Genomic DNA, 15,062 nt, shown 5'->3' with positions numbered 1-15,062 from the left:
TTCCCCTGCTTGCTAATCGCCCGTCTCACCACGCATAGTTGCGCAGGCGCGCAGTCGTTTCGAACAAGCGCGCCGAAGAATGCGGCCGGCACCCAGCCGGTATCGCAATAGAAGCGGAGCCACGATTCCGCAACAGAGGAGACACACCACCGGGTCACCGGCGGTGCACCAAGAGGAGGGCGCGCGATGGGCAACACTGTCGGCGACACAATCGTATTGACCGATGCGGCATGCGATATGCCGCGCTCGATGATCGATCAGCTGGGGTTGGGCGTGGTGCCGTTCCGCATTCGTGCGGGCGAATTGTTTGTAGAAGACCGCCGCGACGAGGCGGCGCTGCCGCAGCTCTATCGCAAGTACCTCGTCGACAAGCAAGATCACTACGCCGAATCGATTCCGCTGCTTGAACGCGAGATCGAAGACTACCTGCTCAAGCACGTGGTCACGCAGCACGACCGGGCCTTGCTGCTGACGATTGCCAGCTCGCGCAGCCATTTCTACAGCCACGCAACCGGCGCGGTGGTGGGCACAACTGCCAAGAGCTTCAAGCCACGCAAGGACGCCGGCCGCTCGGGGCTGTTTGAGTTGACAGTGGTGGATACCGGCGCCATCGGCCCCGGTCAGGCGCTGATGGTGCACGAAGCCGCACGCATGCTGCGCGAAGGCGCGGAGGTGCGTGACGTCGTGCACGTGATCGAGAACCGCCTGCGTGACGCCTCGCACGTCTACCTTGTTCCCGATGAGCTGCTGTACATGTACACGCGCGCCAAGCAGAAGGGCGAGAAGAGCATCACCTGGAGCCGCTACATGATGGGCACGGCGTTCAACGTGCGTCCGCTCATCCATATGCACCGGGGCGAGACAGAAGCCATCGCCAAGGTGCGCGGTTCCGATGAAGGCATCCGCCGTCTGATGGCGCATACCGAAACCATGATCGCCGAGGAGCGTCTGGCCACGCCCGTGGTGGCGATCACGTATTCCGGTTCGCTCGACACCGTGCGCCGCATGGAGCCGGTGCAAGCGTTGATGCGAACCGCACAGGACCACGGCGTAGAAGTGTTGCTCGCGCCGATGAGCCTGACCGTGGCGTTGAACGTGGGGGCCAACGCGTTCTCCGTCGGTTATCTATCTGACTCTCCTGTGCCGATCTAGCGGCGCAGGTTTCACCTGGAGTTTTCATGTCGATTCGTACCGAGACCGTAGACGGCGTCCTGACGCTCACCTTTGACCGCCCGGACCGCAAGAACGCCATCACGGCTGCGATGTATCAAACGCTGGCCGACGCGCTGGTGGCCGCCGAAACCGATCCTGCCATCCGCGTGATCGTGCTGGCCGGCCACGAGAGCGTGTTCACGGCGGGCAACGATCTCGAAGACTTCATGAAGAATCCGCCCAAGGACGAGAGCGCCCCCGTGCACCAGTTCCTGAAGGCGATCAGCACGGCGACCAAGCCGCTGATCGCTTCGGTGAGTGGCGCGGCCGTCGGCGTGGGCACGACCATGCTGCTGCATTGCGACTTGGTCTACGCATCCGAGACGGCCAAGTTGTCGATGCCGTTCGCGCAACTGGGGCTCTGTCCGGAAGCCGCATCCAGCCTGCTGCTGCCGCAACTGGCCGGTTATCACCGCGCAGCGGACAAGCTGCTCTTCGGCGAGCCTTTTGACGCGAACGAAGCGCGTGAACTCGGCCTGGTCAACCGCGTGCTGCCGGCCGGGGAGCTGGATGCCTTCGTGCGCACGCAGGCGCGTAAGCTGACGCTGCTGCCGCCCGCATCGCTGCGCGCCACCAAGCGGCTGATGAAGGAAGGCGCCACGCCGCAGATCGCGGAGCGCATGTCGGTGGAAGGCAAGCAGTTTGGCGAGATGCTGCGCGCGCCGGAAGCGCGCGAGGCGTTCACGGCATTCTTCGAGAAACGCCGCCCAGATTTTTCCAAGTTCAACTGAGCGAGGCGTTCATACGCAAAAGAAAACCCGGCGCGACGCCGGGTTTTTTGTTGAGCGTTGCCGGTTCAGAGCGGCGGCAGCACGCGCGGCTTGCGAGTCTCGTCGGTGGCCACGTAGGTGAGGGTGGCTTCCGTGACCTTGACGGTGGCGTGGCGGCCGCTGGCGTGCATGCGCTGCGCATAGACCTCCACATCCACGGTGATCGACGTGCGCCCCGTTTTGACCACGTTGGCGTAGAAGCTCACCAGATCGCCCACGTACACGGGCTGCTTGAAGACGAACGAGTTGACCGCGATCGTGGCGACACGGCCGTTGGCGCGCACCACCGCGGGGATCGACCCGGCGATGTCCACCTGCGACATGATCCAGCCCCCAAAAACATCGCCGTGGACGTTGGCGTCGGAGGGCATCGGCATCACGCGCACGGCGGGCTGCTTGTCGGCGGGCAGCGTGACGGTTTCAGTGGTGGCTTGGGTATCGGACATGATGATGCAGGGCAGCATTGAAGCGGAGGGAGGGCCCACCAGCGAGCCCAGGGCGCGCGCAGGTGATCGGTGGGAGAATACACAATCCGCCATTTTATTGCACCGCACATGCGCCGCTTTCCCGCTTCTTCCGAACCGCCTCCGCCGGGGGCTGCCCGCGGTGACTGGCGCACCATCAAGAGCCTGCTGCCTTATCTGCTGGCCTATAAATGGCGTGTGGCGCTGGCGCTGTCGTTCCTGATCGCGGCCAAGGTGGCAAACCTTGGTGTGCCGATGGTCATGAAGCGGCTGATTGATTCGATGAACGTGTCGCCGTCCGACCCCCGCGCGCTGCTGGTTGTGCCGGTGGGCGTCATCATCGGCTACGGGCTGCTGCGGTTGTCGACGTCGCTGTTCTCGGAGCTGCGCGAAATCCTGTTCGCGAAGGTGACGGAGAGTTCGGTGCGCACGCTCGCCCTGCAGGTGTTCCGGCATCTGCATGCGCTGTCACTGCGCTTTCACCTTGAGCGCCAAACTGGCGGCATGAGCCGCGACATCGAGCGCGGCACGCGCGGCATCCAGTCGCTCATTTCGTATTCGCTGTACAGCATCCTGCCGACGCTGGTGGAAGTCGGCCTCGTCATCACGTATTTCTTCGTGAAGTACGACGTGTGGTTCGCGCTCATCACGTTCTGCGCGCTGGTCAGCTACATCGTCTTTACGGTGACGGTGACGAACTGGCGCACGCACTTCCGCCGCAGGATGAACGAGCTGGATTCGCGCGCCAACCAGAAGGCAATCGATTCGCTGCTCAATTTCGAGACGGTCAAGTATTTTGGCAACGAAGACTACGAAGCACGTCGTTACGACGAGAACCTGAAGCACTACCGCGCGGCTGCGATCCGCTCGCAGAACTCGTTGTCGGTGCTGAACTTCGGCCAGCAGGTCATTGTCGCCACCGCGCTCATCCTGATTCTGTATCGCGCCACGCAGGGGGTGGCGGCGGGGCACATGACGCTGGGGGACCTCGTGCTCGTCAACACGCTGATGCTGCAGATCTACATTCCGCTCAACTTCCTGGGCGTGATCTATCGTGAGCTGAAGCAAGCCGTGACCGACATGGACCGCATGTTCCACCTGCTGCAGACCAATCGCGAGGTAGCCGACAAGCCCGACGCCAAACCGCTGGCGGTGCACGCGGGCGAAGTCCGCTTCGCGCATGTCGACTTCAGCTACGAGGCCAAGCGCCAGATCCTGTTCGATGTGGACTTCACTATTCCTGCCGGCACGACCACGGCGGTCGTGGGGCAAAGCGGCTCGGGCAAATCGACGCTGGCGCGCTTGCTGTTCCGCTTCTATGACGTGAAGTCCGGCGCTATCCAGATCGACGGCCAGGACCTGCGTGACGTCACGCAATCCAGCGTGCGCGCCGCCATCGGCATCGTTCCGCAAGACACGGTGCTCTTCAACGACAGCATCTACTACAACATCGCCTACGGCCGCCCCGATGCGAGCCGCGAAGAGGTGATCGAAGCCGCCCGCGCGGCGCAGATCCACCACTTTGTCGAATCGCTGCCTGATGGCTACGAGACGCAAGTCGGCGAGCGCGGCCTGAAGCTCTCCGGCGGCGAGAAGCAGCGTGTGGCGATTGCACGTACCTTGCTCAAGCGCCCGCCGATTCTCGTGTTTGATGAAGCAACGTCCGCACTCGACTCGCGTACCGAGCACGCCATTCAAGAAGAGCTGATGCGGCTGGCGCAGAACCACACCACGCTGGTCGTTGCACATCGGTTGTCGACCATCGTGCGTGCGCACCAGATTCTGGTGATGGAACACGGCCACATCATCGAGCGCGGAACACATGAATCGTTGTTGCGTGCGGAAGGCCGTTACGCGCAGATGTGGCGCATGCAGGCACGCGAGCCCGAACGCGTGGCCGAAGAAACAGAAGACACCCGAGCAGGTTGAGGGAGAGACAACGCGATGGAACTCAAATGGCTGGAAGACTTCATCAGCCTGGCGGAGACGCGCAGCTTTTCGCGCTCGGCCGAATTGCGACACGTGACGCAGCCGGCGTTTTCGCGGCGCATTCAATCCCTCGAGGCGTGGCTCGGCAATGAGCTGATCGACCGATCAAGCTACCCAACACGCCTGACTCCCGCCGGAGAGGTCTTCTACGAACAGGCTTTGGCGATGCTCGCCCAGGTGAGTGAGACGCGCGCCCTGATGCGCGGCCAGCGCCCGGCCAGTGCGTCGACGATCGACTTTGCCGTGCCGCATACGCTATCGCTGACGTTCTTCCCCGGCTGGCTCGCGCAGGTGGAAGAGAAGATCGGCAAGCTGCAATGCAGGCTGCGCGCGCTCAACGTGCACGATGCGGTGATGACGCTGGTGGAGGGCGGCTGCGATCTCGTGATGGTCTATCACCACGCGCGGCAGATGATCCAGCTCGACCCCACGCGCTACGACATGCTGGTGCTGGGCACCGAGCGGCTTTCGCCGTTCTCCAAGCCCGATGCAAGCGGGCGGCCGATTTATCGGCTTGTTCCCACCGCACGCAAGCCGATCGCCTACCTCAGCTACACGCCCAACGCCTTTCTGGGCCGCATGGTGGATGTGCTGCTGGAAAACTCGCCCGTGGCACCGCTGCTCGACAAGTGCTACGAAACCGACATGGCCGAAGCGCTCAAGGTGATGGCATTGGCGGGCCACGGCGTAGCCTTCCTGCCCGAGAGTGCGGTGCGGGAGGATGTGGCAGCCGGACGCCTCGTGCGCGCGGAAGGCAAGGGCGGCGGTACCTTGTCGATCGAGATGGAAATCCGGCTCTATCGTGAGCACCCGCAAAGCGGCGCGCACGACCGTCGGCACCCGCAGTCCAAGCGCAAGCGCGAGCTGATCGACACGTTATGGAGCGCGCTGGCGGGCTGAACGGGCGATCGGGTTCGACTATGAGGTTATGCGTCCAATGCATAACCCGATGTAAAAACGGCATTGGATTTCGTTCTGGGCGGTCCCTAAGCTGGCGGGCATTTTGTGGGACTTGAAGGGCCTTACCGAGGCCCAAAAAAGGAAGACAGCCATGTCCAATGTCGCATCTCCGTCGACACTCCAGCACGCCATCCCGTCCTATCTGCCGGCCGACAACCTCGGCCCGTGGGGCATCTATCTGCAGCAGGTCGATCGGGTCACCCCCTATCTCGGCTCGCTGGCACGTTGGGTTGAAACGCTCAAGCGCCCCAAGCGCGCGCTGATCGTTGACGTGCCCATCCAGATGGACGACGGCCGCATCGCCCACTTCGAGGGCTACCGCGTGCAGCACAACACGTCGCGCGGCCCGGGCAAGGGCGGCGTGCGTTTCCACCAGGACGTGACGCTGTCGGAAGTGATGGCGCTGTCTGCGTGGATGTCGGTGAAGAACGCGGCCGTGAACGTGCCGTACGGTGGTGCCAAGGGGGGTATCCGCGTCGACCCGCGCAAGCTGTCTTCCGGTGAACTCGAACGCCTGACCCGCCGCTACACCAGCGAGATCGGCATCATCATCGGCCCGAACAAGGACATTCCGGCCCCGGACGTGAACACCAACGCGCAGATCATGGCGTGGATGATGGACACGTACTCCATGAACGAAGGCTCCACCGCCACCGGCGTGGTGACCGGCAAGCCGATCGCACTGGGCGGCAGTCTGGGCCGTCGCGAAGCCACTGGCCGTGGCGTGTTCGTGGTCGGCAGCGAAGCCGCGCGCAACCTTGGCATCGACGTCAAGGGCGCGCGTGTGGTGGTGCAAGGCTTCGGCAATGTGGGCAGCGTGGCCGCCAAGCTGTTCCACGACGCTGGTGCCAAGGTCATTGCCGTGCAAGACCACAAGGGCATCGTGTTCAATGGCAGCGGCCTGGATGTCGACGCGCTCATCAAGCACGTTGACCACAATGGCAGCGTGGCCGGCTTTGTTGCAGAGACCGTCTCGCAAGACGACTTCTGGGGGCTGGAGTGCGAATTCCTGATCCCGGCCGCGCTGGAAGGCCAGATCACTGCGAAGAACGCGCCCCACATCAAGGCAAAGATTGTCGTGGAAGGTGCAAACGGCCCCACAACGCCCGAAGCGGACGACATCCTGCGCGACCGCGGCATCCTGGTCTGCCCGGACGTGATTGCCAACGCCGGCGGCGTGACGGTCAGCTATTTCGAGTGGGTGCAGGATTTCTCGAGCTTCTTCTGGACCGAAGACGAGATCAACCAGCGCCTGGTACGGATCATGCAAGACGCCTTCCGTGGCGTCTGGCAAGTGGCGCAGGACAACAAGGTTACTCTGCGTACGGCGGCATTCATCATCGCCTGTACGCGGATTCTGCAGGCCCGCCAAGAGCGCGGTCTGTACCCCTGATCGGCAACGCGCTGATCAATACCAGTGCGGTGCCCCAACAGGGCACTGCACTGGTCTATCGCGTTGCTGCCGATCAGGCGGCCATGCGCGACGGTTGAAGAAAGCCGGTGCTCATGGGACGAACCATAACGTTCCGGAGCACCGCACCATGAGAAGGGCGATGGCATCATCGTCGTCCTTCCCATCCTCAAGTCGGGTTCGTTAAGCGACAGAGAGCGCACATCGGGCGGGCTTTATTTCCCCTTGTTTTCCTTAGCAATTGGCGGTTATCCGCTCAAGCAATCGGGCCCGCGTGCCGATGTTGCAGAGCGTTGCCGTGTCGGGCGCTGCGCGTCTTTTCCGGATTTTCGGAAAAGCACAACGTAAGGTATCCGGTTGCATGGAAAACGCGGTTGCGGCAGGGTCCGCGCCAGAGGAAAAACTCCGTTGGATTCAACGATTTAGTGGCAACACCAATACTGTCGCCAAACGTTTTTTGGTACAGTCCCGTCTTTCTCTTTCATGGTCAAAAGGAGACTTTCATGAACCTCGCCAAGCTGGCAACCGTGGTTGCAGCCGTTGGTGTCGCCGTTGGTACATTCGGCAGCGCTGCCCACGCAGAAGAGCTGACTGGTACGCTCAAGAAGATCAAAGACACCGGCACCATCACGCTGGGCGTGCGCGATTCGTCGATTCCGTTCAGCTACAACGTCGGCGGTGTCCGCACGATCGGTTATTCGTACGACGTCGCCACCAAGATTGCCGAGGACGTGAAGAAGCAGCTCGGCCTGAAGGATCTGAAGATCAACGAGATCCCGGTCACTTCGCAAAACCGCATCACGCTGCTGCAGAACGGCACCATCGATCTGGAGTGCGGTTCGACCACGAACAACCTTGAGCGCCAGAAGCAAGCATCGTTCACGAACACGATCTTCATCATCGGCACGCGCATCATGGTGAAGAAGGATTCGGGCATCACCGACTGGGCGCAGCTCAAGGGCAAGAACGTCGTGACCACCGCCGGCACGACGTCGGAACGCCTGCTGCGCAAGATGAACGATGACAAGCAGATGGGCATGAACATCATCAGCACGAAGGACCACGGCCAGTCGTTCCTGACGCTGGAATCGGGCCGCGCTGTTGCGTTCATGATGGACGACGCCCTGCTGTACGGCGAGCGCGCCAAGGCCAAGAGCCCGACTGACTGGGTGGTCGTGGCCAAGCCGCAATCGCGCGAAGCCTACGGCTGTATGGTTCGCAAGGACGACAAGCCGTTCAAGGCACTGGCCGACAAGACCATCGCCGGCATGATGAAGGACGGCTCGATTGCAGCCGAATACAAGAAATGGTTCGAACAGCCGGTTCCGCCCAAGGGTGTGAACATGGAGTTCCCGCTGTCGGACGACATGAAGGCGCTGATCAAGAACCCGAACGACAAGGCTCTTGACTGATCGGCTCCCTCAACGGGCCTGATACAAGCGTCACCGAAACGGAAGGCAAAGGCCGGTTAACAGGTCTTCTCCCTTCCGTTTCTTTTTGAGGGAACCATCATGAATTACCACTGGAACTGGGGCGTCTTCTTTACGGAAGCCGCCCAGAATCAGACCTATCTGGACTGGCTGCTGGCGGGGTTGAAGACCACCGTCGTACTCGGCCTGTCTTCCTGGATCATCGCGCTCGTCATCGGCTCCTTGCTGGGCGTGCTGCGTACGGTGCCGAACAAGTGGCTGTCGGGCCTGGCCGCAGCGTACGTGGAGCTGTTCCGCAACATTCCGCTGATCGTGCAGCTCTTCATCTGGTACTTCGTCATGCCCGAGCTCGTGCCGGGTGGCGACTACATCAAGCAGATGAACCCCAACACGGCGATGTTCCTGTCTGCGATGCTGTGTCTTGGCACGTTTACCGCCGCGCGTGTCTGCGAGCAGGTGCGCTCAGGTATCAATTCGCTGCCGCGCGGGCAGCGCAACGCCGGACTGGCCATGGGCTTCACGCTGGCGCAGACGTATCGCTACGTGATGCTGCCGATGTCGTTCCGCATCATCGTGCCGCCGCTCACGTCGGAGTTTCTGAACATCTTCAAGAACTCGGCTGTGGCATCGACCATCGGTTTGCTGGAGCTTGCCGCACAGGGCCGCCAGCTGGTTGACTACACTGCGCAGCCGTACGAATCGTTCATCGCCGTGACGCTGATGTACATGCTGATCAACCTGACCGTAATGGGCCTGATGCGCTGGGTGGAAGCACGTTCCCGGCTGCCTGGCTTCATCGGTGGCAAGTAATCGGGCGAGGACTCTTCATGGCTTATCAATTCGATTTCTCGTCCATCAACGTCGACAACATGCGTGTGCTCGGCGAGGGGATGGTCCTCTCGCTCCAGATCACGGGCACGGCCATCCTGGTCGGCATCGTGTGGGGCACGCTGCTCGCGATGATGCGCCTCTCCGGCATCAAGCTGCTGCAGTGGTTCGGGCAGGCGTACGTGAACCTCTTCCGGTCCATCCCGCTGGTGATGGTGCTGCTGTGGTTCTTCCTGATCGTGCCGCAGGTGTTGCAGAGGATCTTCGATCTGTCGCCGGCGACCGACATGCGCATGATGTCTGCGCTGGTCGCCTTCGCGCTGTTTGAAGCGGCGTATTACTCGGAGATCATCCGCGCCGGTATCCAGAGCGTGTCGCGCGGGCAGATGTTCGCGGCCTATGCGATGGGCATGACGTACGGCCAGGCCATGCGCCTGGTGATCCTGCCGCAGGCATTCCGCAACATGATTCCGCTGCTGCTCACCCAGGCCATCGTCCTGTTCCAGGATACGTCGCTGGTGTATGTGAGCGCGCTGTCGGACTTCTTTACGCAGGCATACAACATCGGTGAGCGCGACGGCCGTATCGTCGAACTGCTGCTGTTTGCCGGCTTGTGCTATTTCGTGATCTGCTTCGGCGCCTCCGTGCTGGTGAAGCGACTTCAGAAGAAGGTGACCCAATGATCGAGATCAAGAACGTTTCCAAGTGGTACGGCAGCTTCCAGGTGCTGACCGACTGCACCACCAGCGTGAAGAAGAGCGAAGTGGTGGTGGTGTGCGGCCCGTCGGGTTCGGGCAAGTCCACGCTCATCAAGACCGTCAATGCGCTGGAACCGTTCCAGAAGGGCGAGATCTTCGTTGACGGCACTTCGGTGGGCGCGAAGGGTACCAACTTGCCGAAGCTGCGTTCGCGCGTGGGCATGGTGTTCCAGAACTTCGAGCTGTTCCCGCACTTGTCGATTACCGAGAATCTGACGATCGCACAGCAAAAGGTGCTGGGCCGCTCGAAAGAAGAAGCCATGGCCAAGGGCCTGAAGTATCTGGACCGCGTGGGCCTGAAGGCGCACGCTGCCAAGTACCCGGGCCAACTGTCGGGCGGTCAGCAGCAGCGCGTGGCAATCGCGCGCGCGCTGTCGATGGACCCGATCTGCATGCTGTTCGACGAGCCGACCTCCGCGCTGGACCCTGAAATGGTCAACGAAGTGCTCGACGTGATGGTGGAACTGGCCAAGGAAGGCATGACCATGATGTGCGTGACCCACGAAATGGGCTTCGCGCGGAAGGTTGCCAACCGCGTGATCTTCATGGACCAGGGCCGCATCGTTGAAGACTGCGAGAAGGAAGAGTTTTTCGGCAACATCGACGCTCGTTCCGATCGTGCCAAGCAGTTCCTGTCGAAGATCCTGTCGCATTGATCGACGGTTCCCGGCAACAAAAAGCCGCTCTTTCGAGAGCGGCTTTTTTTTGTGGGCGACGCGGCGTCAGGTGCAGGCGGTGTTGGCAGCGTTGGCGATCTGCACGGCTTCCGGAATCGGCACCTTGGTGGCCATCGTGGCCTGGCCCGATTCGAACATCAGCAGCTCGCCTGGCACGAATTGCGTCCAGACTTCGTTGTCGGTGAGCGGCGCGGTGGCGATGACAGCCACGCGATCGGCAGGCGTCGTGTATTTGGCGAAGTCGATCGTCATGTCGGCGTCGATCAAATGCGCCGTCGAGAACGGCCACTGCCGCACGATGTAATACAGCCGCGTCGAGCAATGCGCGAACTGCGCCTGCCCATTGCACAACAGGAAATTGAACACGCCGTAGCGGGTGATTTCCTTGGTGATGTCAGACAGCGCGTAGAACAGCTCGTTGAGCGGCGGCTGCGAACCCGGAAAGCGCTTGCGAAGCGCCTGCATGATGAAACAGAAGGCGAGTTCGCTGTCGGTATCGCCCACGGGCTGGTAGACGCCCGAGAGGAACGGCGAGAAGTTCTTCAGGTCGCCGTTGTGGGCAAAGATCCAGTGCCTGCCCCACAGCTCGCGCATGAAGGGGTGGCAGTTTTCCAGCCGCACCGTGCCCTGCGTCGCCTTGCGGATGTGCGAGATGACGTTCTTGGACTTGATCGGGTAGCGCTTGACCAACTCCGCTACCGGCGAGGTACCGGCAGACTGGTTGTCGATGAACAGGCGGCATGCCTTGTCTTCGAAGAAGGCGACGCCGAAGCCGTCGGCATGGTGGTCGGTCACGCCACCGCGCGCGGCGAACCCCGTGAACGAGAACGTCACATCGGTCGGTTCAGCGCAGTTCATGCCCAGCAGCTGGCACATGGTGGGGGAAAAGTCGGATGCAATAAAATGATCATTATCCTGCCGGCCGCCGGGGGTGCCAAGCGCCTTCGTCTTCACGGCGCCGCGCCTGGGGGCCGGGCGTTGCGCACATGCCGCACGCCACCGCCTCCAGATTGCCTTAACCGGAGAAGCCATTCCCATGAAGCTCGACCGCACCGCCGCCCGCGCCCTCCTGCTGGAGAGCTACGCCGCCGCCGTGGGCGCGGCCGATCCGCTAAAAATCGTCGCAAACTTCCTTCCGCCGCCGTATGCCGGCGGCAAAACACTGGTGGTCGGCGCCGGCAAGGCGGCTGCGTCGATGGCGCTGGCTGTCGAGCAGGCCTATGCCGGCCGCGCGCAGGTCGAAGGACTGGTCGTCACGCGCTATGCGCATGGGTTGCCGACCGAGCACATCCGCGTCATTGAAGCGGGGCACCCGGTGCCGGACGAGGCGGGCGAACAAGCCGCGCAGGAAATCCTGGATCGCGTCTGCGCGCTCACCGAGAACGACCGCCTTATCGTGCTGGTCTCGGGCGGCGGTTCCAGCCTGCTGTCGCTGCCCGCCGAGGGCATCCCGATGTCCGATCTGAAAGCCGTGACGCGCGAGCTGCTGCGCTGCGGTGCGCCGATCACCGACATGAATATCGTGCGCAAGCATCTGTCGCGTATTCAGGGTGGGCGGCTTGCCGCCGCATCACGCGCGCCGGTCACGACGTTGATTGTTTCCGACGTGGCCGGCGATGATCCGAGCGCCATTGCCAGCGGCCCGACCGTGCCGGATGCGAGCACTTATGCCGATGCGCTTGCCATTCTGAAACGCTGGGGCGCTCACATGCCCGATACCGTGCGCGCACACCTGGAATGCGGAGCACGCGGCGAGATTGCCGAAACGCCCAAGCCGGGCGACGCCTGCTTTGCACGCGTGACCAATCACGTCATCGCCACCGCGCAACAGAGTCTCCAGGCCGGCGCGCAGGTGTTTGCGGCGCGCGGTATCCACACGGCCATCCTCGGCGACACGGTGACCGGCGAAGCGCGAGAGGTCGCCCAGGTATATGGGGCGCTGGCGAGGCAGGTGCGCCAGCATGGCGCCCCGTTTGTGGCGCCGGTCGCACTCATCTCCGGCGGCGAGTGCACGGTGACGATTCCGCCGGGCCTGACCGGCGGCCGCGGCGGGCGCTGCGCGGAGTTCCTGCTCTCGCTCGGCGTCACGCTCGAAGACATGGATGATGTCTATGCGCTCGCCGCCGATACAGACGGCATTGACGGATCGGAGGACAATGCGGGTGCGCTGCTTGACCCCGACTCCATCGCCCGCGCCGCCGCCAAGGGCATCGCCGCCCGCGCCGCGCTCGACGCACACGACGCCTACGGTTTCTTTGCCGCTGCCGATGACCTGATCGTCACCGGCCCGACGCGCACCAACGTCAACGACTACCGCGTCATCCTCATTCTCTGATTCACGTTTTTGCTGACCGCTTCTGCACGCACCATGACCGATACTCTTACGATCGTCCGCCCCGATGACTGGCACCTGCACCTGCGCGATGGCGATGCCCTCGCCGATGTGGTGGGCGACACCGCACGCCAGTTCGGCCGCGCGATCATCATGCCCAACCTCAAGCCGCCGGTGACCACCACTGCGCAGGCGCGTGCCTACCGCGAGCGCATTCTCGCCGCGTTGCCAGCCGGCACGCGGTTCGAGCCGCTGATGACGCTGTACCTGACAGACAACACCTCGCCCGACGTCATTCGCGAGGCCCGCGCCAGCGGTTTCATCCACGGCGTGAAGCTGTACCCGGCTGGCGCCACCACCAACAGCGATGCTGGCGTGACCGACCTGCGCCGGTGCGCCAAGACGCTTGAAGCCATGCAGGAAGTCGGCATGCCGCTGCTTGTGCACGGCGAGGTGACCGATCCGACCGTCGACATCTTTGACCGCGAGGCCGTCTTCATCGACACGGTGATGTTGCCGCTACGTCGAGACTTCCCGGCGCTGAAGGTCGTGTTCGAGCACATCACGACCAAGCACGCTGCCGAATACGTGCGCGATGCCGAGGGCCCGGTTGGCGCGACCATCACCGCGCACCACCTGCTGTACAACCGTAACGCTCTGTTTGTCGGCGGCATCCGCCCGCATTACTACTGCCTGCCGGTGCTCAAGCGTGAAACGCACCGCCTGGCGCTGGTGGCCGCCGCCACCTCGGGCCACCCGCGGTTCTTCCTTGGTACCGACAGTGCGCCGCACGCCAAGGGTGTGAAGGAACACGCCTGCGGTTGCGCCGGCTGCTACACCGCGCTGCACGCCATGGAGCTGTACGCCGAGGCCTTTGAAGACGCCAACGCGCTCGACAAGCTCGAAGGCTTTGCGAGCCTGCACGGGCCGGACTTCTATGGCCTGCCGCGCAACGCCGGCACGCTCACGCTCACGCGCTCGCAATGGCAGCTTCCCGCCGAAGTCCCGTTCGGTGAGCAGACGCTGGTGCCACTGCGCGGCGGCGAGATGCTGCGCTGGAAATCCGTCTGACTTGGCGATTGAATGTTTGCGTGCGATCGACTGGAGCCATCCGGCGTTCGCACCGCTGGCAGCGGTCGGCGCCCCAATTGCACGCGCGATTGAGGGCGGCGCCGATCTTCGAGACGCACTGAACGCGCATCCGGCCGCGCAGGCAATTCGCACCTCCGGCGGCCATACGCTGCGCTTCATCCCGCAAGATGCGCTGCCGGCCGGCACGGCCTATGAAGCACACGTCGCCGCCACCGGCCGGGTGCCGACGCGGGACAATCTCCACGATTTCTTCAACGCACTGATCTGGCTGCATTGGCCGCTTGCCAAGGCGGCGCTGAACGCGCGCCAGGCGCGGGCGATTACGCGGGACGGGATTGGCGCGGCACGCGGCACAGTACGCGATGCCGCCACGCTGTTCGACGAAAACGCCCTGATCTTCCTGCACACTGAAGACGCGCCTGAGCGAAGCCTGACCGGGTTCGATTGGCGCGGCTTGTTCGTCGAGGGCAGAGCAGCGTGGGGCGCGACCTGCGCAGTTCTGCCGTTCGGGCATGCGCTGCTGGAAAAGTTGGTTGCGCCGTACAAGTCGATCACTGCACATGCCTGGCCGCTGCACGTGGCAGCATTACCAGCGGATCGTCCCTCGCTCGATGCCGCGCTGGCAGAGATGCTTTTGCATGTCGATCTGGCGCCCAGCAATTTCCGTCCGTTGCCCGTCATGGGCATCCCCGGTTGGTGCGATGCCAATGACGACGCCGGCTTCTATCTGGATACGACCGTCTTTCGCCTGGGCCGGCGGCGATTGGTACCCGAACAGTGCTAGACTCGCGCCTCGCGAAGCGGATCAGACAACCGCTGCTTCCGCCGCCTCGCGCGAGCGGAAGGGGAGGAAAGTCCGGACTCCATAGAGCAGGGTGATGGCTAATGACCATCCACGGTGACGTGCGGAATAGGGCCACAGAGACGAGTCTTCGCCCCGGCTTCGGCCAGGGCGAAGGGTGAAACGCGGTAACCTCCACCCGGAGCAATCCCAAGTAAGCAGGCGATGAAGCGGCTCGCTGAGTCTGCGGGTAGGGAGCTTGAGCCGGCTGGCAACAGCCGGTCTAGAGGAATGGTTGTCACGCCGCTGGTTTCGGCCACGCGGCGCACAGAATCCGGCTTATCGGTCCGCTTCGCTT

General features: G+C 62.9%; 14 protein-coding genes and 1 other RNA gene. 13 read left to right on the top strand and 2 right to left on the bottom strand.

Features of this window, described 5'->3' with window-relative positions; genetic code table 11:
• Positions 1 to 186 precede the first annotated feature (186 nt).
• Together DOD19_RS12935 and DOD19_RS12930 are read left to right on the top strand one after the other, a co-directional pair.
• Positions 187 to 1,152 carry a DegV family protein gene (locus DOD19_RS12935; protein WP_024976651.1) on the top strand — a complete coding sequence of 322 codons (966 nt, stop codon included), beginning with the start codon at positions 187 to 189 and terminating at the stop codon, positions 1,150 to 1,152.
• 26 nt (positions 1,153 to 1,178) lie between these two features.
• Complete coding sequence (locus DOD19_RS12930; protein ID WP_112185869.1) at positions 1,179 to 1,943, top strand: enoyl-CoA hydratase; 765 nt, start codon at positions 1,179 to 1,181, stop codon at positions 1,941 to 1,943.
• Between the two features lie 65 nt (positions 1,944 to 2,008).
• Here the strand turns inward: DOD19_RS12930 and DOD19_RS12925 are convergent, their stop codons facing one another.
• Positions 2,009 to 2,446 carry an acyl-CoA thioesterase gene (locus tag DOD19_RS12925; RefSeq protein ID WP_024976649.1) on the bottom strand — a complete coding sequence of 146 codons (438 nt, stop codon included), beginning with the start codon at positions 2,444 to 2,446 and terminating at the stop codon, positions 2,009 to 2,011.
• A gap of 90 nt (positions 2,447 to 2,536) precedes the next feature.
• On the opposite strand from DOD19_RS12925, the gene DOD19_RS12920 reads away from it, so the two are divergent.
• The 7 genes from DOD19_RS12920 to DOD19_RS12890 all read left to right on the top strand — a co-directional run bounded on the left by DOD19_RS12920 (position 2,537) and on the right by DOD19_RS12890 (position 10,478).
• On the top strand, positions 2,537 to 4,375 hold the full coding sequence (locus DOD19_RS12920) for an ABC transporter ATP-binding protein/permease (protein WP_024976648.1): 1,839 nt from the start codon (positions 2,537 to 2,539) through the stop codon (positions 4,373 to 4,375).
• 15 nt (positions 4,376 to 4,390) lie between these two features.
• Positions 4,391 to 5,335 (top strand): LysR family transcriptional regulator, encoded by a 945-nt coding sequence (locus DOD19_RS12915; RefSeq protein ID WP_004633215.1) that lies wholly within the window; start codon positions 4,391 to 4,393, stop codon positions 5,333 to 5,335.
• A gap of 151 nt (positions 5,336 to 5,486) precedes the next feature.
• Positions 5,487 to 6,788 carry a Glu/Leu/Phe/Val dehydrogenase gene (locus DOD19_RS12910; RefSeq protein ID WP_024976647.1) on the top strand — a complete coding sequence of 434 codons (1,302 nt, stop codon included), beginning with the start codon at positions 5,487 to 5,489 and terminating at the stop codon, positions 6,786 to 6,788.
• Between the two features lie 521 nt (positions 6,789 to 7,309).
• Positions 7,310 to 8,218, top strand: a complete 909-nt coding sequence (locus DOD19_RS12905; protein WP_024976646.1) for a glutamate/aspartate ABC transporter substrate-binding protein — start codon at positions 7,310 to 7,312, stop codon at positions 8,216 to 8,218.
• Between the two features lie 99 nt (positions 8,219 to 8,317).
• The gene (locus DOD19_RS12900) at positions 8,318 to 9,046 is read left to right on the top strand and encodes an amino acid ABC transporter permease (protein WP_024976645.1); all 729 of its coding nucleotides are present in this window, start codon (positions 8,318 to 8,320) and stop codon (positions 9,044 to 9,046) included.
• Positions 9,047 to 9,063: 17 nt separating this feature from the next.
• Positions 9,064 to 9,747: a glutamate/aspartate ABC transporter permease GltK gene (gene gltK / locus DOD19_RS12895; RefSeq protein ID WP_024976644.1), complete on the top strand. Its 684-nt coding sequence runs from the start codon at positions 9,064 to 9,066 to the stop codon at positions 9,745 to 9,747.
• Positions 9,744 to 10,478 (top strand): amino acid ABC transporter ATP-binding protein, encoded by a 735-nt coding sequence (locus DOD19_RS12890; protein ID WP_004633206.1) that lies wholly within the window; start codon positions 9,744 to 9,746, stop codon positions 10,476 to 10,478. The genes gltK and DOD19_RS12890 overlap by 4 nt, the downstream gene beginning before the upstream one ends.
• A gap of 66 nt (positions 10,479 to 10,544) precedes the next feature.
• On the opposite strand, the gene DOD19_RS12885 is transcribed toward DOD19_RS12890, so the two are convergent.
• Entirely contained in the window at positions 10,545 to 11,375 is an 831-nt protein-coding gene (locus DOD19_RS12885; protein WP_024976643.1) for a class II glutamine amidotransferase, read from the bottom strand.
• Positions 11,376 to 11,535: 160 nt separating this feature from the next.
• On the opposite strand from DOD19_RS12885, the gene DOD19_RS12880 reads away from it, so the two are divergent.
• The 4 genes from DOD19_RS12880 to rnpB all read left to right on the top strand — a co-directional run bounded on the left by DOD19_RS12880 (position 11,536) and on the right by rnpB (position 15,062).
• Complete coding sequence (locus tag DOD19_RS12880; RefSeq protein ID WP_112185868.1) at positions 11,536 to 12,834, top strand: glycerate kinase; 1,299 nt, start codon at positions 11,536 to 11,538, stop codon at positions 12,832 to 12,834.
• A 33-nt stretch (positions 12,835 to 12,867) separates the two neighbouring features.
• On the top strand, positions 12,868 to 13,902 hold the full coding sequence (pyrC, locus tag DOD19_RS12875) for a dihydroorotase (RefSeq protein WP_112185866.1): 1,035 nt from the start codon (positions 12,868 to 12,870) through the stop codon (positions 13,900 to 13,902).
• Position 13,903: 1 nt separating this feature from the next.
• On the top strand, positions 13,904 to 14,707 hold the full coding sequence (locus DOD19_RS12870) for a DUF3025 domain-containing protein (protein WP_112185864.1): 804 nt from the start codon (positions 13,904 to 13,906) through the stop codon (positions 14,705 to 14,707).
• 13 nt (positions 14,708 to 14,720) lie between these two features.
• An RNA gene (gene rnpB, locus DOD19_RS12865) (RNase P RNA component class A) lies at positions 14,721 to 15,062 on the top strand.

The organism is Ralstonia sp. GX3-BWBA (assembly GCF_003290055.1).
Taxonomy (GTDB): domain Bacteria; phylum Pseudomonadota; class Gammaproteobacteria; order Burkholderiales; family Burkholderiaceae; genus Ralstonia; species Ralstonia holmesii.
Note: the sequence above shows the minus strand (reverse complement) of the source record. Positions and strands in the feature narration are given on the sequence as shown.

What these genes read in the sequence shown, in the direction of transcription:
- DOD19_RS12935 (WP_024976651.1), top strand. Translation starts at nt 187, where the DNA reads ATGGGCAACACTGTCGGCGACACAATCGTATTGACCGATGCGGCATGC.
- DOD19_RS12930 (WP_112185869.1), top strand. Translation starts at nt 1,179, where the DNA reads ATGTCGATTCGTACCGAGACCGTAGACGGCGTCCTGACGCTCACCTTT.
- DOD19_RS12925 (WP_024976649.1), bottom strand. Translation starts at nt 2,446, where the DNA reads ATGCTGCCCTGCATCATCATGTCCGATACCCAAGCCACCACTGAAACC.
- DOD19_RS12920 (WP_024976648.1), top strand. Translation starts at nt 2,537, where the DNA reads ATGCGCCGCTTTCCCGCTTCTTCCGAACCGCCTCCGCCGGGGGCTGCC.
- DOD19_RS12915 (WP_004633215.1), top strand. Translation starts at nt 4,391, where the DNA reads ATGGAACTCAAATGGCTGGAAGACTTCATCAGCCTGGCGGAGACGCGC.
- DOD19_RS12910 (WP_024976647.1), top strand. Translation starts at nt 5,487, where the DNA reads ATGTCCAATGTCGCATCTCCGTCGACACTCCAGCACGCCATCCCGTCC.
- DOD19_RS12905 (WP_024976646.1), top strand. Translation starts at nt 7,310, where the DNA reads ATGAACCTCGCCAAGCTGGCAACCGTGGTTGCAGCCGTTGGTGTCGCC.
- DOD19_RS12900 (WP_024976645.1), top strand. Translation starts at nt 8,318, where the DNA reads ATGAATTACCACTGGAACTGGGGCGTCTTCTTTACGGAAGCCGCCCAG.
- gltK (WP_024976644.1), top strand. Translation starts at nt 9,064, where the DNA reads ATGGCTTATCAATTCGATTTCTCGTCCATCAACGTCGACAACATGCGT.
- DOD19_RS12890 (WP_004633206.1), top strand. Translation starts at nt 9,744, where the DNA reads ATGATCGAGATCAAGAACGTTTCCAAGTGGTACGGCAGCTTCCAGGTG.
- DOD19_RS12885 (WP_024976643.1), bottom strand. Translation starts at nt 11,375, where the DNA reads ATGTGCCAGCTGCTGGGCATGAACTGCGCTGAACCGACCGATGTGACG.
- DOD19_RS12880 (WP_112185868.1), top strand. Translation starts at nt 11,536, where the DNA reads ATGAAGCTCGACCGCACCGCCGCCCGCGCCCTCCTGCTGGAGAGCTAC.
- pyrC (WP_112185866.1), top strand. Translation starts at nt 12,868, where the DNA reads ATGACCGATACTCTTACGATCGTCCGCCCCGATGACTGGCACCTGCAC.